Source organism: Bradyrhizobium sp. USDA 3240 (assembly GCF_054063295.1).
Window position 1 is genome coordinate 8,742,648 of the sequence record NZ_JBSSGD010000002.1, and the last position, 22,119, is coordinate 8,764,766.

At 64.3% G+C, this 22,119-nt stretch carries 22 protein-coding genes and 1 pseudogene; 6 read left to right on the top strand and 17 right to left on the bottom strand.

Features of this window, described 5'->3' with window-relative positions:
* Positions 1–4: 4 nt before the first annotated feature.
* Both ACVIGA_RS41750 and ACVIGA_RS41755 read right to left on the bottom strand, forming a co-directional pair.
* Positions 5–805: a DUF2147 domain-containing protein gene (locus ACVIGA_RS41750; protein WP_456670596.1), complete on the bottom strand. Its 801-nt coding sequence runs from the start codon at positions 803–805 to the stop codon at positions 5–7.
* Between the two features lie 186 nt (positions 806–991).
* Positions 992–1,765, bottom strand: coding sequence for a transporter substrate-binding domain-containing protein (locus ACVIGA_RS41755; RefSeq protein WP_456670597.1), 774 nt, complete (start codon positions 1,763–1,765; stop codon positions 992–994).
* A gap of 86 nt (positions 1,766–1,851) precedes the next feature.
* Here ACVIGA_RS41755 and ACVIGA_RS41760 point away from each other — a divergent pair, with 86 nt between their 5' ends.
* Positions 1,852–2,376 carry a DUF1993 domain-containing protein gene (locus ACVIGA_RS41760; protein ID WP_456670598.1) on the top strand — a complete coding sequence of 175 codons (525 nt, stop codon included), beginning with the start codon at positions 1,852–1,854 and terminating at the stop codon, positions 2,374–2,376.
* Between the two features lie 96 nt (positions 2,377–2,472).
* Here ACVIGA_RS41760 and ACVIGA_RS41765 read toward each other — a convergent pair whose 3' ends face one another.
* From ACVIGA_RS41765 to ACVIGA_RS41795, 7 genes are all read right to left on the bottom strand, one after another.
* Positions 2,473–3,105 (bottom strand): hypothetical protein, encoded by a 633-nt coding sequence (locus ACVIGA_RS41765; protein WP_456670599.1) that lies wholly within the window; start codon positions 3,103–3,105, stop codon positions 2,473–2,475.
* Between the two features lie 91 nt (positions 3,106–3,196).
* Positions 3,197–4,315 (bottom strand): amidase, encoded by a 1,119-nt coding sequence (locus ACVIGA_RS41770; RefSeq protein WP_456670600.1) that lies wholly within the window; start codon positions 4,313–4,315, stop codon positions 3,197–3,199.
* 376 nt (positions 4,316–4,691) lie between these two features.
* On the bottom strand, positions 4,692–5,681 hold the full coding sequence (locus tag ACVIGA_RS41775) for a hydroxyacid dehydrogenase (protein WP_456670601.1): 990 nt from the start codon (positions 5,679–5,681) through the stop codon (positions 4,692–4,694).
* Positions 5,682–5,710: 29 nt separating this feature from the next.
* Positions 5,711–6,811 carry an ABC transporter ATP-binding protein gene (locus tag ACVIGA_RS41780; RefSeq protein WP_456670602.1) on the bottom strand — a complete coding sequence of 367 codons (1,101 nt, stop codon included), beginning with the start codon at positions 6,809–6,811 and terminating at the stop codon, positions 5,711–5,713.
* 31 nt (positions 6,812–6,842) lie between these two features.
* On the bottom strand, positions 6,843–7,754 hold the full coding sequence (locus tag ACVIGA_RS41785) for a carbohydrate ABC transporter permease (RefSeq protein WP_456670603.1): 912 nt from the start codon (positions 7,752–7,754) through the stop codon (positions 6,843–6,845).
* On the bottom strand, positions 7,754–8,692 hold the full coding sequence (locus tag ACVIGA_RS41790; protein ID WP_375774783.1) for a carbohydrate ABC transporter permease: 939 nt from the start codon (positions 8,690–8,692) through the stop codon (positions 7,754–7,756). The genes ACVIGA_RS41785 and ACVIGA_RS41790 overlap by 1 nt, the downstream gene beginning before the upstream one ends.
* 118 nt (positions 8,693–8,810) lie before the next feature.
* The gene (locus ACVIGA_RS41795; protein WP_456670604.1) at positions 8,811–10,151 is read right to left on the bottom strand and encodes an ABC transporter substrate-binding protein; all 1,341 of its coding nucleotides are present in this window, start codon (positions 10,149–10,151) and stop codon (positions 8,811–8,813) included.
* A gap of 455 nt (positions 10,152–10,606) precedes the next feature.
* Between ACVIGA_RS41795 and ACVIGA_RS41800 the strand changes: the two genes are divergently transcribed.
* Positions 10,607–11,359, top strand: coding sequence for a Spy/CpxP family protein refolding chaperone (locus ACVIGA_RS41800; protein ID WP_374708067.1), 753 nt, complete (start codon positions 10,607–10,609; stop codon positions 11,357–11,359).
* A gap of 261 nt (positions 11,360–11,620) precedes the next feature.
* Here the strand turns inward: ACVIGA_RS41800 and ACVIGA_RS41805 are convergent, their stop codons facing one another.
* The 4 genes and pseudogenes from ACVIGA_RS41805 to ACVIGA_RS41820 all read right to left on the bottom strand — a co-directional run bounded on the left by ACVIGA_RS41805 (position 11,621) and on the right by ACVIGA_RS41820 (position 14,653).
* Positions 11,621–12,022 carry a VOC family protein gene (locus tag ACVIGA_RS41805; RefSeq protein WP_223975078.1) on the bottom strand — a complete coding sequence of 134 codons (402 nt, stop codon included), beginning with the start codon at positions 12,020–12,022 and terminating at the stop codon, positions 11,621–11,623.
* A gap of 24 nt (positions 12,023–12,046) precedes the next feature.
* Positions 12,047–12,907 carry an acyl-CoA dehydrogenase family protein gene (locus tag ACVIGA_RS41810; RefSeq protein WP_456670605.1) on the bottom strand — a complete coding sequence of 287 codons (861 nt, stop codon included), beginning with the start codon at positions 12,905–12,907 and terminating at the stop codon, positions 12,047–12,049.
* 52 nt (positions 12,908–12,959) lie between these two features.
* Positions 12,960–13,235: pseudogene (locus ACVIGA_RS41815) on the bottom strand (acyl-CoA dehydrogenase family protein); the annotation flags it as partial.
* A gap of 11 nt (positions 13,236–13,246) precedes the next feature.
* Positions 13,247–14,653, bottom strand: coding sequence for an MFS transporter (locus tag ACVIGA_RS41820; protein ID WP_456670606.1), 1,407 nt, complete (start codon positions 14,651–14,653; stop codon positions 13,247–13,249).
* A 270-nt stretch (positions 14,654–14,923) separates the two neighbouring features.
* Between ACVIGA_RS41820 and ACVIGA_RS41825 the strand changes: the two genes are divergently transcribed.
* Positions 14,924–15,175 (top strand): PilZ domain-containing protein, encoded by a 252-nt coding sequence (locus ACVIGA_RS41825; RefSeq protein ID WP_223975071.1) that lies wholly within the window; start codon positions 14,924–14,926, stop codon positions 15,173–15,175.
* A gap of 82 nt (positions 15,176–15,257) precedes the next feature.
* Positions 15,258–15,989 (top strand): adenylate/guanylate cyclase domain-containing protein, encoded by a 732-nt coding sequence (locus ACVIGA_RS41830; RefSeq protein WP_456670607.1) that lies wholly within the window; start codon positions 15,258–15,260, stop codon positions 15,987–15,989.
* A gap of 146 nt (positions 15,990–16,135) precedes the next feature.
* On the opposite strand, the gene ACVIGA_RS41835 is transcribed toward ACVIGA_RS41830, so the two are convergent.
* Positions 16,136–18,205, bottom strand: coding sequence for an ATP-dependent helicase (locus ACVIGA_RS41835; protein ID WP_456670608.1), 2,070 nt, complete (start codon positions 18,203–18,205; stop codon positions 16,136–16,138).
* 112 nt (positions 18,206–18,317) lie between these two features.
* Between ACVIGA_RS41835 and ACVIGA_RS41840 the strand changes: the two genes are divergently transcribed.
* The gene (locus ACVIGA_RS41840) at positions 18,318–18,575 is read left to right on the top strand and encodes a hypothetical protein (protein ID WP_456670609.1); all 258 of its coding nucleotides are present in this window, start codon (positions 18,318–18,320) and stop codon (positions 18,573–18,575) included.
* Positions 18,576–18,736: 161 nt separating this feature from the next.
* On the opposite strand, the gene ACVIGA_RS41845 is transcribed toward ACVIGA_RS41840, so the two are convergent.
* Together ACVIGA_RS41845 and ACVIGA_RS41850 are read right to left on the bottom strand one after the other, a co-directional pair.
* Positions 18,737–18,991, bottom strand: a complete 255-nt coding sequence (locus ACVIGA_RS41845; protein ID WP_223975061.1) for a hypothetical protein — start codon at positions 18,989–18,991, stop codon at positions 18,737–18,739.
* A gap of 100 nt (positions 18,992–19,091) precedes the next feature.
* Positions 19,092–19,292, bottom strand: a complete 201-nt coding sequence (locus tag ACVIGA_RS41850; protein WP_223975059.1) for a DUF3072 domain-containing protein — start codon at positions 19,290–19,292, stop codon at positions 19,092–19,094.
* 61 nt (positions 19,293–19,353) lie between these two features.
* Between ACVIGA_RS41850 and ACVIGA_RS41855 the strand changes: the two genes are divergently transcribed.
* Complete coding sequence (locus ACVIGA_RS41855) at positions 19,354–19,659, top strand: hypothetical protein (RefSeq protein ID WP_456670610.1); 306 nt, start codon at positions 19,354–19,356, stop codon at positions 19,657–19,659.
* Between the two features lie 363 nt (positions 19,660–20,022).
* Here the strand turns inward: ACVIGA_RS41855 and ACVIGA_RS41860 are convergent, their stop codons facing one another.
* Positions 20,023–21,978, bottom strand: a complete 1,956-nt coding sequence (locus ACVIGA_RS41860) for a PAS domain S-box protein (protein ID WP_456670611.1) — start codon at positions 21,976–21,978, stop codon at positions 20,023–20,025.
* Between the last annotated feature and the right edge of the window lie 141 nt (positions 21,979–22,119).

Consider the following 22,119-nt stretch of genomic DNA (forward strand, 5'->3'; position numbering starts at 1 on the left):
TCGATCAGTTCATCCGCGTCCAGGTCTGGCCGCCGCAGAACATGCCGCCGAACGCGCAGCCCTGGACGCGCAGCGTGTCGGGGCTCTTCAACGCGATGGTGGAATCGTAGGTACTGCCGCTGTTCGGATCGAAGATGCGGCCGCTCCATTTGTCCTTGCCCGGCTTCATGTTGATCAGAACCTGTTCGCCGTTGGCGTTCGATTTCTTGTCGACCGAGTAACCGCAGAGATTGGCGCCGCATTGCTCGATGCGAACCCTGCCTTCCTTCTCCTCGGTCAGCCAGACGCCGAGCGGCGAGTTGGCTCCTTGTACGGGGTTCGCTGCCGGCTTGGGCGCAGGCGACACGGCGCCGACGGTGGGCGCTGAAGCGGGCTTTGCTGCCGGCGCGGCGCTTTGTTGCACGACTGGCGGCGCGGGTGGTGGCGGCGGTGTGGTCGCTGCCGTGGCCGGAGGTGGCGTAACGCTCGTGTTCGCGGGGTCTGTCGTTGTTGCTGTCGGCGCCGGCGCGGCGGCCTGATCAACGGCAGGCGGAGAGGGTGAGGCAGCGGCTGCGGGTGGCGTGGCAGGCATGGACGGAGAATCCGCTTTGGCATCCTTCGGAGCCGTTTCGCGCTTCTGCTCGGCGTCCCTGTGCTTGGCGCGCTTGGTGCTGCGGCCGGTATTGTCATAGACGCCGGGGATCGAAACGGTTCCGCGATCCGGATCGATCCGAATGGTACGGCCGCCGTAATCGAAGGTGTATTGCGCCTGCGCTGTCGCCGTGCTCGCCAGCACGAGTGTGGCGATCGCCAGAAGCTTTCTCATTTCGACCTCCAGTGCAGGGAATCCCGTTCGCGAGGCTATTTGGTGGCCGCCTCGCTGAACGCGCCCCAAATCACGGTCAAAACATGAGTCGTGTCCTCGCGCCCCAGGTTCAAATCACTGGATTGCGATCTGGTTTCAGGCCGTGCGCATCAATTTGCGGCACGCGAGCAGTGAACTTGACGCAGCCTATTCAAACCACGCGGCATAGATCTTCGCATAACTGCCGTCTTCGCGCGCGATGTGAAGCCACTGGTCGACGAACGCCTTCAAGGCGACGTCGCGCTGCATCCAGTAGGCCTTTTCCGCGAAGTCGAACGGCTTGTCGGGATGCACGGCGCAGAGCACGCCGGGATGCAGCTTCTGCTGATAGCGCGTCTCGGACGCGTCGGTCATCATCAGGTCGGCATCACCCTTGGCGATCTCGTCGAAGATTTTGGTGTTGTCGTTGAAGACACGGATGTCGGCGGCCTTCACGTTGGCGCGCGCGAAACGCTCGTTGGTGCCGCCGGGATTGACGATGACACGGGTGCCGGGCTTGTCGATCTCGGCGATCGTCTCAAACCTGCCCTTGTCGGCGCAGCGCGCGATCGGCGTCTTGCCCTCGCGCATGATCGGCGTCGAGAACAGCCCCTTCTTCTGCCGGTCGAAGGTGATGGAGACGCCGCCCATCGCGATGTCGAAATTGTCGGCCTCGAAATCCCTGGTCATCTGCGGCCACGATGTCGGCACGAACTCGACCTTGACGCCGAGCGCCTTGCCGAGCGATTGCGCCATATCGACGTCGAAGCCGCGGAACGCCTTGGTCTCCTTGTCGAGCGCCGTGAAGGGCAGGTAGTCGCCGGTCATGCCGACCCGCAACGTGCCGCGCTTGACGATCTCATCGAGCCGGGACGGCGCCGGCTGCGCGTGCGCGGCAGACAGAAGCAAAACGAGAGCGAGGCCGGCCAGCGCGCGAAACATCAGACGTCTCCGTCAATTCCGATGACATGTCGTTGCGGACCATTTAGACCAGATGAGACTTTCGAGCCAGTACAGCGGGCGCAACATTGACCATCTCGCTCCACGAAGCATCTGTCGGCGTCTATGTGCCGTACCTGCGAAATCTCTCCGCGCTGCTCGATCATGCCGAGGCGCATGCCGGGGCTCGCAGGATCGATCCAACCGTCCTGCTCGAGATGCGGCTTTCGCCGAACATGTACAACCTTCGCCAGCAGGTCGGGGAGGCGAACCGGCATGTCGTGCTGAGCTGCGCGTTGCTGGCAGGGTGCGCGCCGCCGGTCTTGGCCGACACGGCGCCCGGCATCGGCGGGCTGAAGGCGCAGATTGCGGCCACGATTGATTTTGCGCAGGGCCTGCCGCGGGAGGTGATCGACGCCGCCTGCGACAGGGACGTCGTCTTCACGTTCCGGAGCGGCGCGACCAGGCCATTCACCGGCAAGTCCCTGATCCTGACCTTCAGCGTCCCGCAGTTCTTCTTTCATGTCGCAACGGCGTACGACATGTTGCGCCATGCCGGCGTCGATCTCGCGAAGAAGGACTTTCTGGGACCACCGCGGCCGCCGCAGGGCTAGAGCGTTTTCGAGCGAAACGGACGCCGGTTCGCGTGAAGAAAACGCGTCAAGACAAGAATCTAGAGCTTCGGTTCTGATTCAATCAGAACCGAGGCTCTAGGCCTCGTGGCGGTCCTTGCTTGCCTGAAGGGCGGCGGCCGTGCGGCTGACGATCTCGCGCTTGAAATGCTCGAAGCGCTGCCGTGCTTCGGCCTCACGATCGTCGACGAATTTGATCGCTGCCTCCCTGTCCATTGGGCCGTTGACCAGCGGGGTCGATCCTTCGCCGACAGTCTCGTCGACATAGTATTGGGCGCCGTCCTCGCGCACCGTCCAGCGGAAGCGCAGCGCGGCCATCGGGCCCGGTCCGGACTTGGAATAGCCATTGGCCTCGATCGGCTGGGCCGGCCGGATCGGCTCCGGCTCGCTCGGCTCTGGTGCGACAGCTTCGGGTTCGACCGGCTCGGGTTCTTCGAGCTCGGCCTGCTCGATGTTTGGCTCGACCTGCTCAGTCGGCGACGGCTCGAGCGCCGGCGGCTCGGCCACGATGGAAACCGCCTCGACAGAAACGTCTGTGACGGACGATGGCAGGGGCGGTGGCATCGCTATCGAGACCGGCGGCTCCTCGGCAGCGTCCGATGCCTCGTCGGACGACTTGGTGTCGGACGATTTGGACTTCTCGGGAGGCGTCGTCGTCTGATCGAGAATGCTCGCGATGGCGGCGAGCGCATTGTCGGTCGGGTCACTCACGGTTCGGTCTCCCAGGCATGACGCCGGCGGAATCGGGCCGGCGCCCTTCCTATCTACCTGATTGGACTGCCCTTTGTCGCGCCCGATTGAGCTAGGCGCAAACCGGCGGGCGCCGGTCCTTCCAGGGGCGGACCTGTTCGAGCTGACCGGCCAGGCGGAACAGCAGTCCTTCCTCGCCAAGCTTGGCCGCGAACATCATGCCCAGCGGCAATCCGGCCTTGTTCCAGGCCAGCGGCACCGACATTGCCGGCTGCCCGGACATGTTGAACATCGAGGTGCCCGGCATGTAGCGGCGCAGCACCGGCGCGATGTGGCTCAGGTCCTCGGACATCGTGTTCAGTTCACCAATGCGGAGCGGCGGCGCGCACAGCGTCGGGCTGAGGAAGACGTCGCAGCCCTCGAAGAAGGTGGCGAGTCCGCGCGAGATCTGGAACGCCGCAAGTTGCGCGGCGACGTAGTCGGCAGGCGTCATCTTGATCGAGTTCTGGCCGCTGGCGAGCGTCAGCCGCTCGACATCGTCCGACGTCAGCGTGCGCCCGACGCGCTGTTCGAGCAGGCGGATGGTCAGCGCGGTGTTGCCGCCGACGATGGTAGTCATGACCGCGGCGGGATCGGCGGCAAGCGGTGGCGCGCGCTCCTCGACATGATGGCCGAGGCTCTCGAGCACCTTGGCGATGTCACGGACCGCCGCGGCGATCTCGGGATCGACAGCATCGCCATAGGGCGCCTTGTCGGTGAAGCTGATGCGCAGATGGCCGGGGTCGCGGCCGACCTCTTGGGAAAACGGCCGTTCCGGCGCCGGCGCGACGTAGAGGCTCGACGGCTCCGGACCATGGATCGCATCCATCATGACTGCGCTGTCGCGGACGCTGATGCTCAGCACATGGCCGACGGAGAAGCCGCCCCAGCCTTCGCCGCGATCGGGACCGCAGGGGTTGCGGGCGCGCGTCGGCTTCATGCCGAACACGCCGGAGGCGGAGGCGGGGATCCGGATCGAGCCGCCGCCGTCGCTGGCATGCGCGACGGGCAGGATGCGCGCGGCGACCGCAGCCCCCGCGCCGCCGGACGAGCCGCCGGAGGAATGGTCGAGATTCCAGGGATTGCGGGTCGGGCCGAACAGGCGGGATTCCGTCGTCGGCATCAGGCCGAACTCCGGGCTCGCGCTCTTGCCGAAGATCGCAAGACCGGCATCGAGGAAGCGTTGGGTCAACGTACCGTTGTGGTCGGCAACGAAGTCCTTCAGCAGGCTGGCGCCCGACGTGGTGCGGGTGCGCCTCGAGCAGGTCGAGATCCTTCAGCAGGAACGGCACGCCGGTGAAGGGGCCGTCAGGCAACCCCTTGGCGATCTGGCGCTCGGCGTGGTCGTAATGCTTGACGACGACCGCGTTGATCTTCGGATCGACGGCGGCCGTGCGCGCAATCGCCTCGTCGAGCAGTTCCTTTGCCGTGACGTCCTTGTTGCGGACGAGCTCGGCGAGACCGACCGCATCGTAGTTGCCGAATTCCTTGAAAGCCATGTGCATGCTCCGCATCGCCGGGCCGACCTCGCGGGATCGGCCGCGGCGCAAACGAGGGAGGCTGAAAGCTCAGCCGAGGACGTCCTGGTTGATCACGTTCTGGCGCAGCGGATTGCCGTCCAGCACGCTCAGGATATTGCGCGCGGTCTGCTCGCTCATGCGATCGACAGCCTCGACCGTCACGCCCGCGACGTGCGGCGCCATGATCACGTTCGGCAAAGCATGCAGCGGCTGGCCGACCGGTGGAGGCTCGACCTCGAACACGTCGAGGCCGGCGCCGGCGAGCTTGCCCGACGCCAGCGCGTCGTGCAGCGCCTTCTCGTCCACGATGCCGCCGCGGGCGGTGTTGATGAGATAGGCGGTCGGCTTCATCAGCCTGATCCGCGCGGCGTTGAACAGGCCGACTGTCTCGGGCGACTTCGGGCAATGGATCGTGACGAAATCCGCACGCGGCAGTGCCGCTTCGAGGCTCGACACCGCCTGACAGCCGGCCGCGGTGATCTCGCTCGCGGGCTTGTAGGGATCGTAGACCAGCACGTTCATTTCCATCGCGAGGCAGCGCTTGGCGGTGCGGGTACCGATGCGGCCGAAGCCGACGATCAGGACCGTCTTGCCGTAGAGGTCGAACGGCAGCACACCGAGCCGGCTCGCCCAGGTGCCTTCCTTGACCATCGCGTGCATTTCCTGCGCGCGCTTGGCCAGCGTCAGCATCATGAACACGGCATGCTCTGCGACCGACGGCGAGTTTGCGGTGCCTGCGACCATCAGCGGCACCTTGCGGCGGGACAGCGCCGGTACGTCGACCGCGTCATACCCGACGCCGATCCGGGTCACCACCAACATGCCCTTGGACGCCTCCAGCTCCGCCTCGCCGAAGCGGGTCGCGCCGAGCGCCACGCCATGGACCGGCGCGTGCTGCTCCAGCATCGCCTGGAAGTCCTTGGCCGAGATCAGGTTGGGAAATTCGACGAGTTCTACATCATCCCGTTCATTGAGGAGGACCCGCGCCCCCGGAGACAGAGTCTGGGTGATGAAAATCTTCTTCTTGTTGGTAGCCATTTCCTGCCCTTGAGGTTTCTTGTGCGCCGTCAAAGCACGGCGCCGGTCACCTCGTTTAGCAAATGCATATTGTTGAGGTCCACAGCCAATCGGAGCGGGCTGCCATCCTGCGCGCCGGCATTGGGATTGACCCGGCCGCAGAGCTGGGAGCCCTCCAGCGTGAAATAGACCAGGGTCTCCATGCCCATCGGCTCGGTGACGTCGAGCACCGCATCGAACGGCTCGATGCCGGGCTCGGCATGCGGCCGCGCCTCCATGACATGCTCGGGCCGCAGACCCAGCAGCAGCTTGTCGGTGCGGGAAAGGGCCTGGTAGCGGGCGGCGCGCGCCGGCGGCAGCGGGAAGGAGAGGCGATCGGTCAGCCGCACGTTGAGCTTGCCGCCGACGTCCTCGAGCCGGCATGGCACAAAGTTCATCGCTGGCGAGCCGATGAAGCTCGCGACGAACCGGGTCGCCGGCTTGTGATAGAGCTCGTTGGGCGTGCCGATCTGCTCGATCTTGCCGTGGTTCATCACCACCACGCGGTCGGCCAGCGTCATTGCCTCGACCTGGTCGTGGGTGACGTAGACGGTCGTGGTTCGGACCTTTTGGTGCACCTTCTTGATCTCGATCCGCATCTGCACGCGCAGCTTGGCATCGAGATTGGACAATGGCTCGTCGAACAGGAACACCTTCGGGTTGCGCACGATCGCGCGTCCCATCGCGACACGCTGGCGCTGGCCGCCGGAGAGCTGCTTCGGCTTGCGGTCGATCAAGTCGGTGATGTCGAGCATGCGGGCGGCTTCCGTGACCCGGCTCTTGATCTCGGCCTTGGGGTAGTGCTTCAGCCGCAGCCCGAACGACATGTTCTCGGCGACGGTCATGTGCGGATAGAGCGCGTAGTTCTGGAACACCATCGCGATGTCGCGGTCCTTCGGCGGCACGTCGTTGACGACATCGCCGCCGATCATGATATCGCCGTCGGAGATGTCCTCGAGGCCGGCGATCATCCGCAGGGTCGTCGACTTGCCGCAGCCGCTTGGGCCGACCAGCACCACGAACTCATGGTCGGCGATATCGAGGTCGATGCCGCGCACCGCCTCGACCTCGTCGTAACGTTTCACCACCTTGCGCAAACTGACGTCGGCCATGAATCCTACCCTTATCCTACCTTTGTCGCGTTCAACCCTTTGTCGCACCGGCGGTCAGGCCGGCAATGTAGTAGTCCATCAGGAAGGCGTAGATGATCAGCGGCGGCGCGGCGCCGAGCAGGGCGCCGGTCATGATCTGCCCCCAGTTGAAGACGTCACCCTTGATCAGGGTCGTGATGATGCCGACCGGCAGCACGAGCTGATCGGTCGAGGTGGTGAACACCAGCGGATAGAGGAATTGGGCCCAGGAGACGGTGAAGGCAAAGATCGTCGCCGCGATCAGGCCGGGCAGGGCGACCGGGATGAAGATCCGGGTCAGGGTCTGGAACCAGCTCGCGCCGTCGATGATCGCAGCTTCGTCGAGCTCCTTCGGGATCGATGCGAAATAGCCGATCATGATCCAGGTGCAGAACGGCACCGTCAGCGTCGGGTAGATGAACAGCAGCACGTACCAGCGATTGACCAGCTGAATGCCGGTCCAGTCGCCGAACACGGCAAACATCTTGAACAGCGGGATGAACAGCAGGCTGTCCGGAATGAGATAGGTGAGGAACACCCCGGTCGCGAGCGTCGCCGAGCCCCAGAACTTCATCCGCGCCAGCGCAAAGGCCGCCGGCACGCTGATCAGCATCGTGATCGTGACCACGATGATCGAGACCCAGGCCGAATTCCAGAAGAAGCGCAGGAATTGATTGGAGGTCAGCAACTCAATGTAGTTGGAGAGCGTCGGATGATATACCCACCACGGGTTGGTCGCCGCGGAAATCTCCGCGCTGCTCTTCAGCGAAGTGATCAGCATGTAGAACGGCGGCACCAGCGAGAAGATCGCAAACAGCGTCAGGAAGAAGTAGGACCAGCGCAGCGCCCAGGTCCGATCGCGGCTCATGCTGCCGTATTTGACCTTGCGGGTCGGTCCGGACTTGTCGATCGTCACGGTGCTCATCAGGATTCATTCCCGCGTTTGGTGATGTCGCGCAGGATGAAGATCGCCGCGACCGCGAGGATCGGCACCATGAACAGCGAGACGCTGGCGCCGAGCGGAATGTCGCTGCCCTCTATGCCGACGCGGAACGCCCAGGTGGCGAAGATGTGGGTGTGGTCGAGCGGTCCGCCCGCAGTCAGGATGCGCACGATGTCGAAATTGGCGAAGGTCACGATCAGCGAGAACAGCGTGGTGATCGCGATGATGTTACGCATCATCGGCAGGGTCACATACCAGATCCGCTGCCACCAATTGGCGCCGTCGATCGCGGCCGCCTCATAGAGCTGCTCCGGCACCGATTTCAACGCCGCCAGATACATGATCATGAAGAACGGCGCGCCGTACCAGACGTTGACCAGGATCACCGAGAAGCGCGCCCACATCGCGTCGCCGGTCCACGGGATCGGGCCGAGGCCGAAGAACGACAGCGTGTAGTTGAAGGCGCTGTAGGACGGGTCGAAAAGCCACAGCCAGGCCAGCGTGCTCATCGCCGGCGGGATCACCCATGGCACCAGCAGCATGCCGCGCCATTTGCGCTGCCTGTTGGCGGGGACGTTGTGCACGAAATGCGCGACGATGAAGCCGATCAGCGCTTTGAAGACCACCGCCGAGATCGCAAAGATGCAGGATTGCTTGACCACCAGCCAGAAGGTTTCGCGCTTGAACAGGAACTCGAAATTACCGAAGCCGACGAACTTCGTCATCGCCTTGTTCAGCGTCGCGAGATGCAGGGAATAGAGCGCCGGATAGATCACCAGCACCGCGATCAGGAGGATCAGCGGCAGCGTCATCAGGAACGCCGACATCGACTTGCGTCGCAGCGCGTTGCGCAGGCCGGCGCGCTTTCGCCCTGCCTGGGCCGCAGCTGTGCGGCTGGATTGGAGTGCGACATCAACCATTACGCTGGTCCCTCGCGCGGGTTGGTTGCACGGCTCGCCGTGTTCGGCGGCCGGGATGCAGAGGCGAGATCTCGCGCGGCCAACATGATCGGCGACCGCGCGCGAACTCGTCCGTTCGTCAGCTTCGCATGAAGCCTTCGCACTCGCCCTCGGCCCAGGCGAGTGTCTTTTCCATGGCTTCACCCTGGTAGTAGCGCAGGCACATCTTGGTCAGGGTGGCCTGGAAGTAGATCTGCTGTGCGACCTTGGGCGGCGCGGGCGAGGCCGCAATCGACAGCGTCTGGTGCTTGAAGGGGTTCGGGTAGTGATAGAGCGTGCCCTTCGGCGGCCCAACCTCTTCCCAGACCTTCAACGTCGTGAGCTTCTCGTAGGCCGGCAGATCGTAGCCGCCGCTCGCGACCACCATCTTCTCGATCGATGCGGGTTGCGACAAGTAGGACAGCAGGCTCTTGGCCGCTTCCTTGTTCTTCGAGAACGACCAGATCGACCAGAAGAACGGCAGATAGGGCGCGAAGCGTCCCTTCGGCCCGGCCGGGAACCCGTGCGTCCAGCATTGCTCGGCGACTTGCGGGGCGTCGCGCTTGGCGACCGCCCACGCGCTCGGCGGGTTCATGATCATCGCGCCCTTGCCCGCGACCAGCCACTTGTTGTTGGAAGCATCGTCCCATGCGGCAACGTCGGGTGGCAGGAACGCCAGCAGCTTCTTGTAGAATTCGAGCGACTGGCGAACCGCGTCGGTCTTGACGGTGAGGTTACCCTTGGGGTCGACCAGCTGCGCGCCGAACGACTGGAAGATCGCGCCGGCGGTGTCGACATTGTCACTGGTCTCGCCGAGACCGATGCCGAACGGGAAGCCAGCCTTGTGGCAGGCTTCAGCCGCCTTGAGGAATGTATCGAGGGTCCAGTTGTCCGCCTTCGGCGCGCTTCCGGCCGGATACATCTCCTGGACGTCGATATTTGCGTACTTCTTCATCAGGTCGATGCGCGAGCAAGGACCCTTGATCTGGCTGCCGACGCTGGCGGGAACGCCGAGCCATTTGCCGTCGGCCTGGCCGAGATACTTCACCGTGCCGTTGACGTCGCCGTTCAGCTTGATCAGCGGGTCCATGATGTCGTTGACCGGCTCGAGCAGCTCGGCGTTGGACTGTGGCCACCATGTCGGCATCTGGAAGATATCGTGACCGGATTTCGCCTGCGCCTCGGCGGCGATGGTGACGATGTTCTTGTTGCCCTGGCTGGTGATGTAGTCGAGCTGGACCTCGACCTTTTCCTTGGCAGCCCATTCATTGACGAGCTCGGTGGAGGCACTGTTCGCACCCGGCACCCAGTGATCCCAGAAGCCCATCGAGAGCTTGCCGGCTGCGTAGGCGCCACGGACGTAGGGGGCTGTAATGAGCGCCGCCGATGACAGCGCTGTCGCTGCAACGAATTCTCGGCGCGAAAGCTTCTTCCGTGACATGGCATTCCCTCCCTGGTAGCCGACGGACAAAAGACTTTTTGAATCCCGTTGTTGTTTTTGTGCGTCGCGTTCGCGCGACGTCGCGGGATTTCATTCACACTGATCAGAACAGAATTGCCGGCTGCTGTCGAGAAACGAGATGCCTGTGCCAAGTAGTACTAACGTTGTGGTCAAATCGCAGGCAGTGTCATCGGCATCACTGCAGATGTCCGTGGTTTGGCGCGCTTCCGGTCATCATGCTGCGACGCACGCGGAGGTTGGCGCAAGCGATGCTCGCAGACGGTGCGCGGTTGAGCCGCAGGTTTCCGGCCACGCCTGATCGAGCCGCGTTCCGTCATGTTGATGGCCGTCGCGACCGATAGACTTGCCGAAGCCGGAAACGATAAAGTCCGGATTCGTCGAACCCGCCCGCCGCGTCAGTCCTGCAATCCACCATCGATCACGGAGATCCGATCATGCTCATCCCGGTAGCGAAGCTGCGAGCGCAATGGAAATTGTGCGTCGCGGTTGGGGCCGCCGCCGTCACGCTGCTTGCAGTGCCTCATATGGTCGATGCGCAGATCGTGCAGGGCGTCGAAAACGGCGCGCGCGAAGGCAACAAGGCTGCTGGCCCGGTCGGCGGCGTGCTGGGCGGAGCAATCGGCGGCGTCGTCGGGGTGGTGACCGGCGTGACCGGGGTGCTGACCGGCAACAACAACGCCAACCCCAATGCCGGCAACGGCAAGAATGCGCAGGCTCCCGCGTCCGGTGACAAGCAGGGCGCCAAGGCCGCCAAGTCGGCCAAGGCCGCCGCCAAGGACAAGGGTGCGAAGCAGGCGCCGACCGTGCTGACCCAGGCAGGCGCGCCGCAGCTTACGGCCGAACAGATCGTCGCCAATAGCGACGCCAACATCGAACGGATCAAGAAGGAGCTCAACCTGACGCCGGAGCAGGAGAAGAATTGGGCCGGCTTCAACAGTGCGATGCACTATCTCGGGCACAATGGCGCCGATCGGCTCAACCTGCGCATTGCGCGTGCGCAGCGCGATCCGCCTGACGACATCATCGAGCAGATGCGCAACGAGGCCCAGTTCCTCAATGACCGCGCAGGCGATCAGCGCGGCGTCGCCGACGCCGCCGAGCCGCTCTATGCGAGCCTCGACGACAAGCAGAAACAGATCTTCATCAACGAAATGGTCCGCCTCAGCCACGAACGCGGGCTCGATTGAGCCCCATCGACGGCGAAGTGGGGACGAATAGCCGGGCTACCAAGCCCTGGGGTAGGTTAAAGGCGCAGCACCCGGCTATTCTGCCGCAGCGGCGCGGCCGGGTTAATTCGTCATTCAATGTTGAAGAAAAGCGGACCGGATCACGCCCGAGTGATGGCCGAGTCAGGGCCTTGTCGGGAACCGGTTTGCTGACATGAGAAATTGGCCGGCACATGCGCCGGCCAATTGTTGAGCAGGGGCAAAAAACCGGCGAAGACCGCTTCAGCTGTTCGGGAAATTCAGCTCCACGCCGACGCCGTCGGGATCGTAGAGGAATATCTGGGTGTCGCCGGTGCGCGGCACGATCTGCTCACGGAAGCTGACGTTGTTCGACTGCAAGCGCTTGCGCACGGCGTCGACGTCGGTGGCTGCGAAGGCAATATGGTCGAGCCGGCCGGTGTCTTCATATTTCTTCTCGGTGCCGCGCACCACGATGCCGTCGCGCGGCTTGCGGGTGCCCATTAAATGGACAGTGGCCTGGCCGCCGGAATAGAGCCAGTAGCCGGGGAAATCGAGCGGTGGGCGATCGCCATTCTCGAGCCCGAGCACATCGCAATAGAACGCCTTAGTCTTCTCGAGGTCCTGTGGCTCGATGGTGAAATGCTGTAGTCCACCCAGTGGCATGGTTCTTCTCCCTGAGAAATCGGGTTAAACGAAGCTGAGGTCGGCATCGACGCCGAGCATCCAGGCGCCGACCGTCTCGAAATGACTGAAGCGGCCCTGCAATTGCTGGGTCACGGTGTGGATGTCGCGGAAGCGCCGTTCCAGTGGATGGCCGTCGAAGATCGCGGTGGCGCCGGCCGTGTTGTAGGCGAAGTCGACGGCTTCCCGCGCCTTGTGGATGGCGTGCGTCGCCGCCATCCGGATCGTCATGCGCTGCGCGACCGTGATGCTGTGGCCGGCAACCAGATCCTGCCAGATATCCGCCATCGACTGCAGCAGGAAGGCCCGGGCGGCGCGCAGACTGACCTCGGCCTGGGCGAGGCCGGATCGCACCACGGCATTGTCGCGCAGCGTCTTCTTCATGCCGCGCGGCACCTTGTTGCGGGCGACGTCGACGAAATTATCCAATGCGGTACGGGCGATACCGCAGGCAACGCCGGCGAAGCCGACCTGGTAGCAGGTGTGGTTGCTCATCCGGTACAACGGGCCACTCTCGCGGCATTCGCGATCGAATTCGCGGGTGATCGAATGGTCCGAGCGGACGAAGAAATCGTCCAGCGCGAACTGGTCGCTGGCGGTGCCGCGCAGCCCGACCGTGTTCCAGATGTCGGTCCATTCGACGTCTTCCGTCCGCACCAGCATGGTGCGCTCGACCTGCTCGCCGTTGGCGTCGCGGCGCGGCGAGCCGTCCGCGGCATAGACCGGGCAGTGGGCGCCGAGCCAGGTGGCGTGCCGCCCGCCTGACGCAAACGACCAGACCCCGGTGACGCGGTAGCCGCCTGCGCGTTCGACCGCCTTGACCTTCGGGCCGGGTCCCCCAGGCCAGCACGGCGCGCGGATCGGCAAACATCTCTTGCGCGACCGGCAGGTCGAGATAGGCCGCCGACATCGCACAGCCGCCGGCCTGGCTCAGGCACCACGCCGTCGACGCATCGGCCTTGGCGATGGTCTCGATGACATGGAAGAAGGTGACGGGATCGGTCTCGATCCCTTCGGTCGAGCGCGGCAACAGCAGGCGGAAAAGGCGCGCCTCATGCAGCCGGTCGAGCAGATCGGGCGGCAGGCGGCGGGTCATCTCAATCGCGTCGGAGGCGGCCGCAACCGCCTCCCTGACCGCCTCCGCGCGGGCGATCACGTCGCGATCACCGGCAAGATCGGCAGAAGTCACGCTCATGTCAGCCTCCCTCAGGCGCGCCGTATGGTTGCGGAGGCCGCGACGTCAGCCGTCGCGTTGAGCTCCTTGTCGATCTGCTCGATCGACTTGCCCCGGGTCTCGAGCCCGAAGAACAGATAGACCGCGCCCGCCATCAGGAACCAGCAGCCGAGATAGACGAAGGCGGTCGGGATCTGGGTCAGGGGCACATCCGGCTTGAGATAGTTGTTCGAGCCGACGATCAGGGCAAGCCCAACCGGTCCGATGATCTTGCCGATGCCGCCGAAGCCATAGGCCGATCCCATGCCGGTGGTGCGCAGATGCGACGGCCAGACCTCCGCGGCATAGGGGCCGACGATCGCAAAGCCGCCGTCGGCGAAGAAGAAGGCGGCGCCGAGCAGCAGCCAGAATGCCGACATGCCGAACAGCGTCGCGTCGTAGTGATAGCCGGCGATGATCGTGAGCGCGCCGGCGCCGAGGCCGAGCAGGCCGCCGGCGATGCGCCGTCCCAGCAGTTCCGAGAACCAGGAGAACGAGATGCGGCCGAGGAAACCGGTGACGCTGAGCAGGATCATCATCTTGGCGGCCTCCTGCGGCGTGACCTTCAAGAGCAGCACGAACAGCGCGGGCGCCCACAACGTGATGCCGTAGACGCCGGTCTGCGCGCCGGCATTGCCGAGCCAGGAGACGATCAGGCTGCGCGGATATTTGAACAGGTCGAACCAGCTTGTCTTGACGATCGGGCCGGCGTCGGCCGCGCTTGGCAATGGCAGCTCCGATGGCTGAACCTCGAGGGCCCAGGCCAGCGACTTGCGGGCCTCGTCATAGCGTCCCTGACGGCACAGCCAGCGCGGCGATTCCGGAACCCAGAGCCGGACCAGCAGCACCAGGACAGCAGGCAGCACGCCGATCGCAAACAGCAGCCGCCATTGATCGGTGCCCATGATCGCGCCCAGCACCGCGCCGAGGCCGACACCGAGCGGGATCACGCAGGTGACGAGCCCGCCGACCCAGCCGCGCTTGTGCGAGGGCACGAACTCCTGCACCAGCGGCAGGTCGACACAATAAAGTCCGCCGACGCCGGTGCCGACGAAGAAGCGCAGGATTGCCAGATAGACCCAGCCATTGTCGGGCGTGAAATAGAGCAGGCCGGTCGCGATCGAGAAGTTCAGGACAGTGCCGATGAAGACGATGCGGCGCCCAACCCGGTCGGCCAGCCAGCCCCAGAGATAGGCGCCGAGGATGGCGCCGATGCCGGAACTCATCAGCACGGTGGCCGACTGGCCAAAGGTGAGTTTCCACGGCCCGATCAGGAACGCGAGCACAAAGCCGATCAGGAAGTAGTCGAAGAATTCCAGGGCATCGCCGATGATGGCCGCCGCAAGGATCTTGATCTGGTTGCCGGTCAGAGTCGTCCGGCGATCGAGGATCTCGAACATGGCGCGTCTCCCCATGGCGCCTGTTCGTTGTTGTTGGGAGCGTGCGTTGCGCCGGCGCATCGCCCATAGGGTGAGGCTATCCTTGCGCCGTCGCGGACCACAAGCCCGCACCGACGCGGGGCTCATCTGCAAGGGCGCGATACGCAATTCGGCTTACTGCTGCGCACAAATCGTGGTGCGAAAGCCCGATGCAAGCCGCGGCAGCCGTTGACTCCGGCAATGCCGATCGCCCACGTTTGCGTGAAGAAAGTTTGAGGGGGGCAAGGCCGGGTGGACGAAAAGCGCAAGCATCCGCGAATCGAGGTCAACGAACCCGGCTACGTCTCGTCGGGCGGTTCGGTCATGCATTGCACGATCGTGAACATATCGCCGGAAGGGGCCGCCATCGAGGTCGAGAATCCGGCCTTCGTCCCGCACAGATTCCGCTTGGTGATGGCCCGGGACGCCTCGGTCGTCTATGACTGCCAGGTGATCTGGAGCAAGAAGACGCGGATTGGAGTGAGTTTCGTGACGGCCGCCTGAGTGCGGCAATCTCCAGGGAACGCCGTGACCGACCGTGCCAGGTGGGGCGTGTCTGGTTGGTGGAACAGCAGGTGAGGCGCCGATGACTCCGGAACCCGCAACGATCTGCCTCGGCTGCTGGCAAAACCTGCATATGCCGATCCCGTTGCGCGGTCCCTTGTCGGCGCCGTTCCGCCTGTTCGGTGTCCGGCCGAGCCGTATGAATCCGAACACCTGCACGATCTGCGAGATGGCCTTCTCGAAGATCATGAAGGCGCGCGCCGTGACCATCGACGCCACCCTCCTGTTCGCCGATTTGCGCGGCTACACCACGCTGACGCAGACCATCGCGCCGACCGGGCTGACATCGCTGCTCGATGCGTTCTACGACGACTGCGCCGCCGCGATCTGGCGCTATGACGGCATTCTCAACAAGACGATCGGCGATGCCGTGTTCGCGATCTTCAATTTTCCGGTGCGGCGGGAGGATCATGCCGTGCAGGCCTTGCTGGCGGCGCGCGAGATCCAGCGCCGTTTCCAGGATAGGCACGATGCGCTGGTGCGGGCGATCGGCGCCGGCGACATCGAGCTCGGCATCGGCATCGGACTGGACAGCGGCGACACCAATTTCGGAGAGTTCGGCCAGACCCACCGCGACCTGACCGCGGTCGGCACGGTGGTCAATCGGGCGGCGCGCGCCCAGGCCGCGGCGAAGTCCGGCGAGATCCTGGTCACAGCGGCCGTGCGGGATCGAACCCGCGACATGATCACGGCAACCGGTTCCGACTATACGCTGAAGGGCTTCGACCAGCCGGTTACGCTGTTTTCTGCGTGAGTTGATGCGGCGCAAAAAAAAAGACGGCTCCAGCGTGCAGCTGCGCGCCGAAGCCGTCGGGATGGTCGTTTGCCGATTACGAACGTCGCCTCAACGCGGGATCGGCGGCTTCGTTCCTGCCCAAACGAAATTTCTTTTGACCCGTTTCAGCGCCACATGCCGCGCATCCGGGCGCCGATGTCGATCGGCGGCGCGCGGCTGGCGGAGGAGGCCTGCGCGGCCGCGGCGCGCGGCCACGTGGTCCGCTCGAACATCGGCAGCAGCCGTTCCGTGATGAAGCGGGTGCGCGAGGCGTACATGTGGCGGTCGCCCTTGGCGGCCTGGCCGTGGACGAAAAAGCGCTGCGGCACCAGCAAATGCAGATCGTCCTTGGCGCGGGTCATGGCGACATAGAGCAGGCGGCGCTCCTCCTCCAGTTCCGCCGATGTGCCGGCGCCGAGATCGGAGGGCATGCAGCCGTCGACGACGTTGAGCACGTAGACGGATTTCCATTCCTGCCCCTTGGCGGAGTGGATGGTCGACAGGATCAAATAATCCTCGTCGAGCAGCGGCACACCCGCCCGATCGCTGGTCGCGTCGGGCGGATCGAGCGTGAGCTCGGTGAGGAAGCGTTCGCGTGACGGATAGCCGGCGGCGATCTGCTCAAGCTGAATGAGGTCGGCGCGGCGGACCTCGCTGTCCTCGTGGATTCGATCGAGATGCGGCTCGTACCAGAGCCGCGCGCGTTCGATGTCGACCGGCCATTCCGAGTAGCGGAGGTTCTCGATCGCCTCGACGAACAGACGCCAGTCGGCGCCGGCGCGTGGCGGCGCAGGCAGCGCCACGAGTGCTGCGATCGGATCGGGGGCTTCTGCCATGCGGTCGAGTACGCGCTGCGCCGAAGCCGGCCCGACGCCGGGCAACAGGTGCAGGATGCGAAAGCCCGCGACCCGGTCGCGCGGATTGGCGGTGAAGCGCAGCAGCGCCAGCATGTCCTTGACGTGCGCGGCGTCGAGGAATTTGAGGCCGCCGAATTTCACGAAGGGAATGTTGCGCCGGGTCAGCTCGACCTCCAGCGGACCGCTGTGCGAGGAGGTGCGGAACAGCACCGCCTGGTGCTTCAACAGCGCGCCTTCCTCACGGTTGGCCAGCACCTGCTCGACGATGTAACGGGCCTGATCTGCCTCATCGCGGATCGTGACGAGCAGCGGCTTGCGGGTCGAGGTTCGGTCGGTCCAGAGGTTCTTGGTGAAGCGTTCCTTGGCGAGCGAGATCACGCCATTGGCGGCCGCCAGGATCGGCTGCGTCGAGCGATAGTTGCGGTCGAGCGTGACGATCTCGGCGGCAGGGCTGAACTGCGCCGGGAAATCGAGGATGTTGCGCACGGTGGCGGCGCGGAACGAATAGATCGACTGTGCGTCGTCGCCGACGACGGTGAGCCCGCGTCCGGCCGGCTTGAGCGCGAGCAGGATGGAGGATTGCAGGAGGTTGGTGTCCTGATATTCGTCGACCATCACATGATCGAAGCGGCCGCCGATCTCCTCGGCCAGGGCCGTATCCGTCACCATCTGCGCCCAGTAGAGCAGCAGGTCGTCGTAGTCGAGCACGTTCTGCCGCTGCTTGGCTTCGACATAGGCCGCGAACAACTGCTTCAACTCGCTGGCCCAGCCGGAGCACCACGGGAAGAACTGGCCCAGCACAGCCTCGATCGGCATCTCCGCGTTCACGCAGCGCGAATAGATCGCAAGGCATGTGCCTTTGGTCGGAAACCGGCTTTCGGTACGGGAGAAACCGAGATCGTGGCGGACCAGGTTCATCAGGTCGGCGGAGTCCTCACGGTCATGGATCGTGAAGGCCGGGTCGAGCGCGATACGTTCGGCGAATTCGCGGAGCAGCCGCGCGCCGATGCCGTGGAACGTGCCGGCCCAATTGAGCGCATCCGTCATGATCGAGGCGCGATCGCCGAGCACGCGCCGTGCGATGCGCTCGACGCGGCCGGCCATCTCGGCGGCTGCGCGTCGCGAAAAAGTCATCAACAGGATGCGGCGCGGATCGGCGCCCGCGACGATCAGATGCGCGACGCGATGGGCGAGCGTGTTCGTCTTGCCGGAGCCTGCGCCCGCGATCACCAGCAGCGGGGCGCCGACGATGCCATCCGCGCCGACCCCGTGCTCGACGGCGCGGCGCTGCTCGGAATTGAGCGCATCGAGATAGGCTGTGTTGGCAAGATCAGGCACGAATCACCTCCACGAAACGCTAACAGACATTGCGATTCCGTGGAGTCGGCGCGCCGGCGTGGGAGCCGAGAAATTAGATTGACATTAACGCACCGCGGAGCACAACCGCGCCATGGCTGACGTTTCCAAATCCGACACGCCGCTGAAGGCGACATTCAGAGTGCGGCAGAACGGCGAGACGGTAACGCTCGCGACCGTCGGCCAGGCCTACCGCTTCATCAGCAATCTCAGCGCCGTCGAATGGATGGAGTTCCGCTCACTGCATGACGACGCGCTGGTTGCGCTGGAGCGCGCAGCCGGTAACGCCATGCTGACGGTGCAGGCAACCTCCGCGCTGCGGGTGCTGTTCGTCCGCGCCAAATTGCTCTGAAAAGAAATGGGCCGCCTTGGCCCTCCGAAGGCGGCCCGAGAGTGCGGCCGAAGCGCATTGCGCCCCTGGCCGTCGCGTGTACCGCCGTTACCTTGTTTGCGGCCATAACGAACGGGCCTTACGAAAGGCGTGCCGATTCGGCTGTAGCTGCAACACCACAATCAGTGGCCGACGTCGTCGACGAGACGGTCATACACAAGCGCAGAGCGCAGATTCATCGTTGCGATCCTCAGATAGCTGGGCTCGCGCATGGCGTTGTTGAACATCATGATTGCCGTCTTCCAGTACCCGCGCTCGCGCTGATCGACATTCAGCGCTGACAGGTAGTCCGCCGCGTCGCCAACGGTCGCGAGCGTTCGCCCGTCCTTCAGCGTGATCGGGAACGCAAGCGGCGACCGCTTCTCCAGCTCCAGCACGAAAGGCTCCCCCAAGACAAAGCAGCAATAGCAGAACAGACCTAGCTGCGCCGCTATATCAAAGCCTTAAGGGAGTGTCCGGCCCGGGTGGGTGGGCGGTTCAGAAGGAATCCGCCAATGCGATCTCGGCCCTGAGCGCATCGATGCGCCGTTCGGCTTCCTCTGACGTCAGGCCGTGCACGTACTGGTTCGGCTGATAGGCCTCCTCGGCCAGACTCCTCAACCGCAGCGCCTGGGCACGCGACATCAGCCCGCCAAGCCGCTCCGCAACCCCGCCAAATCTTACCGCTGCCATGCTCATCGCTCACCTCGCTTGCCGGATCGTGACTTGACAATATGTTCTATTTTTGTTCTAACAAGCCATGGACAACAAGATCAATGAAATTCGTCGCAGGATCAGCACTTTGCGGGCTGAGATGACCCTGGTCGAGGCGTCGATCCGGGACCAAGTCAACCGCGATCTGGATTGCAGCGAGGCGTCCTACCGGCTGATGGCGATGCGCGCCGAAGTGGCCGAACTCATCGGCCGCTGGAAGGCCGCCGGCGGTGGCGAGCGCCTCCCCACGGTTCGGGAGCGGCTGAGCCGAAGCTTTGCGGATCGGCCGGTCGCAACCGCTAAGCCGGCCCCAGTGAAATCAGACAAGGCCAAGCCCAGCGCCAGGGTGTGATCCGGCCGCTCGGCTAAACAGGAGCGTCCGCACCGTCTCGCACTCAAATCAGGTTTCCGGGCTGGAACCCTGGCCGCGGGTGGGCATTTTCTTGTGGTGAGAGCCAACACCATAGCATCGCCCAACGCCATGATCGCCGATCCGACCGCGCCACCGCGGGCATCGATGAATGACGATCGCAGCCCACTGCTGACGCTGATCTCCTGCATCAGCTGCATCAGGACGATGCGGCTTGAGAGCAGCTCTCCGGGCAGCGAGGGCAGGGACATCCTTCAGTATCGCTGCGAGCAATGCAGCCGCATCGAACGGGTGCAATTGGTGCGGCGAACCTGGCCGGCGGACCGTTCGTCCTCAACTTGAGAATTACTGCCGCGCTCGGACCTTTCTGGGCGCATCTTGATGCGCCGGGAGATCGTCCGAAGCGGTTTCGGATCGTTGCCCCGTCAGCTTCGAGAGTTCGCGGCTGAGATCGTGAATGTGGTACGGCTTGCGCAGAACCGGAAAGTCGGACCGCACGTCGCGCGCACTCTCGCTGTAGCCCGTCGTCAGCAGGATCGGCAGCTCAGGCCTCCTGTCCCGGATCGTGCGCGCGAGCTTCAGCCCATCCATCCTGCCCGGCATGACGATGTCGCTGAACACCACGTCGACGCCGTCGGCGTCGATTTCCAATAAGGCAGCCTCAGCGTTCGACGCCCAGCGCACGGTGTAGCCGAGCTGTTCGAGCAGGCCGGTGCTCGCGTCCGCAACGGCCGGATTGTCCTCGATCAGCAGGACGGTTGCGGAACCGCGCACGCTGTGGCCCGCGGTCGTACCCGTTGCGGCCGCGGTCCCGCGCGGAAGGTAGATGCTGACCGTGGTGCCCTTGCCAAGCGTGCTTGCAATCTCGATCCGGCCGTCGGCCTGGTGGGCGAAGCCGTGGACCTGGGACAGTCCGAGGCCGGTCCCTTTGCCGACCGGCTTGGTGGTGAAGAACGGGTCAAAGACCTTGCTCAGCACATCCTGGGGGATGCCTTCGCCGGTATCCGCTACGCTGACGGCCACCTCGGTGGTTTCGGATACGTTTCGGGCCGAGACGATCAGCGTGCCGCCATTGGCCATCGCGTCCCGCGCATTGACGACGAGGTTGATCAGCGCGGTCTCAAACTCGTTCGGGTCGACGAACACCGGCCAGAGATCCGGCTGGATCTCCATGTTGAGCTTGATCGCGCCGCCGAGCGCGCTGCTCAGCACCTCGCGCACCGCGGTGATCCGGTCGGCGACATCGATGGTCTGCGGGTTGACGCTCTGGCGGCGCGCGAAGGTGAGCAGTTGGCTGGTCAGGGATGCGGCGCGCTCGGATGCGGTTTCGATCGCGCTCAGGGCAAGCTGGCCGCGCTCGCTCGTCACCTCGCGCTTGATCCGGTGCAGATTGCCCGAAATGATCATCAGCAGGTTGTTGAAGTCGTGCGCGACGCCGCCGGTCAATTGGCCCAGCGCATCCATCTTCTGCGATTCCGCCAGTTGTCGCTGCACCAGTTCGAGCTTCTGCTGCGCCTCACGCCGCTCGGAAATGTCCCGCGTGATCTTGGCAAAGCCGACCAGACTGCCGCCGCTGTCGCGGATCGGATCGATCACGACGCTGGCCCAGAAGAACGAGCCGTCCTTGCGAACCCGCCAGCCATCCTCCTCGTAGTGCCCGGTCTCTTCCGCGATCTTGAGCGCGCGGGCCGGCTTGCCCGCGGCCTGGTCGGCCGGCGTGTAGAACCGCGCGAAGCTCTGGCCGATGATTTCGCCGGGCGAATAGCCCTTGATGCGCTCGCCGCCGGCGTTCCAGTTGGCGACGATGCCGGCCGGCGTCAGCATGTACAGCGCGTAGTCGGTGACGTTGCTCACCAGCAAGCGGAACTGGCTTTCGCTGGCGTCGAGATCCGCGCGCGCCTGTTGGCGCTCGGTCACGTCGCGGGTGACCATCGCGTAGCCGATCAGCTTGCGCTTCTCGTAGATCGGATCGATGACGACAGAGGCGTAGAATTGCGAGCCATCCTTGCGGAGGTACCAGCCCTCGGCCACGGCGTGCTTTTCCTTCCGCGCCATCCGCAACGCCATCGCGGGAAGGCCCGATGCACGATCCTCTGCGGGGTAGAAGACCGAGAAATGCTTGCCGAGGATCGTTTTGGCCGGATAGCCGGTGATGCGCTCGGCGCCCTTATTCCAGTTGATCACCCGTCCGTCCGGGGCGAGCGTGCAAATCCCATAGTCAATCGCCCCTCCGGCCAACAGGCGGAAGCTGCGCTCGCTCTCGAAAATGCCCTGCTTGAGCTGGTCCGATTTCTTAACCATCACCAATCCTGCCAACGCCGGGAACGTTCCGGAGAGGCCAATGTTCCAATGCGATCAAATGCGCCGATGACGGCCAGGCAATACGAACGGCTTACGCTACTGCGCAAAAAGTTCCAATGCGCATTGGAACTTTTGGTTCCA

What these genes read in the sequence shown, in the direction of transcription:
- ACVIGA_RS41795 (WP_456670604.1), bottom strand. Translation starts at nt 10,151, where the DNA reads ATGTCACGGAAGAAGCTTTCGCGCCGAGAATTCGTTGCAGCGACAGCG.
- ACVIGA_RS41800 (WP_374708067.1), top strand. Translation starts at nt 10,607, where the DNA reads ATGCTCATCCCGGTAGCGAAGCTGCGAGCGCAATGGAAATTGTGCGTC.
- ACVIGA_RS41830 (WP_456670607.1), top strand. Translation starts at nt 15,258, where the DNA reads ATGACTCCGGAACCCGCAACGATCTGCCTCGGCTGCTGGCAAAACCTG.
- ACVIGA_RS41855 (WP_456670610.1), top strand. Translation starts at nt 19,354, where the DNA reads ATGGACAACAAGATCAATGAAATTCGTCGCAGGATCAGCACTTTGCGG.
- ACVIGA_RS41860 (WP_456670611.1), bottom strand. Translation starts at nt 21,978, where the DNA reads ATGGTTAAGAAATCGGACCAGCTCAAGCAGGGCATTTTCGAGAGCGAG.
- ACVIGA_RS41750 (WP_456670596.1), bottom strand. Translation starts at nt 805, where the DNA reads ATGAGAAAGCTTCTGGCGATCGCCACACTCGTGCTGGCGAGCACGGCG.
- ACVIGA_RS41785 (WP_456670603.1), bottom strand. Translation starts at nt 7,754, where the DNA reads ATGAGCACCGTGACGATCGACAAGTCCGGACCGACCCGCAAGGTCAAA.
- ACVIGA_RS41805 (WP_223975078.1), bottom strand. Translation starts at nt 12,022, where the DNA reads ATGCCACTGGGTGGACTACAGCATTTCACCATCGAGCCACAGGACCTC.
- ACVIGA_RS41840 (WP_456670609.1), top strand. Translation starts at nt 18,318, where the DNA reads ATGGCTGACGTTTCCAAATCCGACACGCCGCTGAAGGCGACATTCAGA.
- ACVIGA_RS41820 (WP_456670606.1), bottom strand. Translation starts at nt 14,653, where the DNA reads ATGTTCGAGATCCTCGATCGCCGGACGACTCTGACCGGCAACCAGATC.
- ACVIGA_RS41850 (WP_223975059.1), bottom strand. Translation starts at nt 19,292, where the DNA reads ATGAGCATGGCAGCGGTAAGATTTGGCGGGGTTGCGGAGCGGCTTGGC.
- ACVIGA_RS41790 (WP_375774783.1), bottom strand. Translation starts at nt 8,692, where the DNA reads ATGGTTGATGTCGCACTCCAATCCAGCCGCACAGCTGCGGCCCAGGCA.
- ACVIGA_RS41775 (WP_456670601.1), bottom strand. Translation starts at nt 5,681, where the DNA reads ATGGCTACCAACAAGAAGAAGATTTTCATCACCCAGACTCTGTCTCCG.
- ACVIGA_RS41755 (WP_456670597.1), bottom strand. Translation starts at nt 1,765, where the DNA reads ATGTTTCGCGCGCTGGCCGGCCTCGCTCTCGTTTTGCTTCTGTCTGCC.
- ACVIGA_RS41780 (WP_456670602.1), bottom strand. Translation starts at nt 6,811, where the DNA reads ATGGCCGACGTCAGTTTGCGCAAGGTGGTGAAACGTTACGACGAGGTC.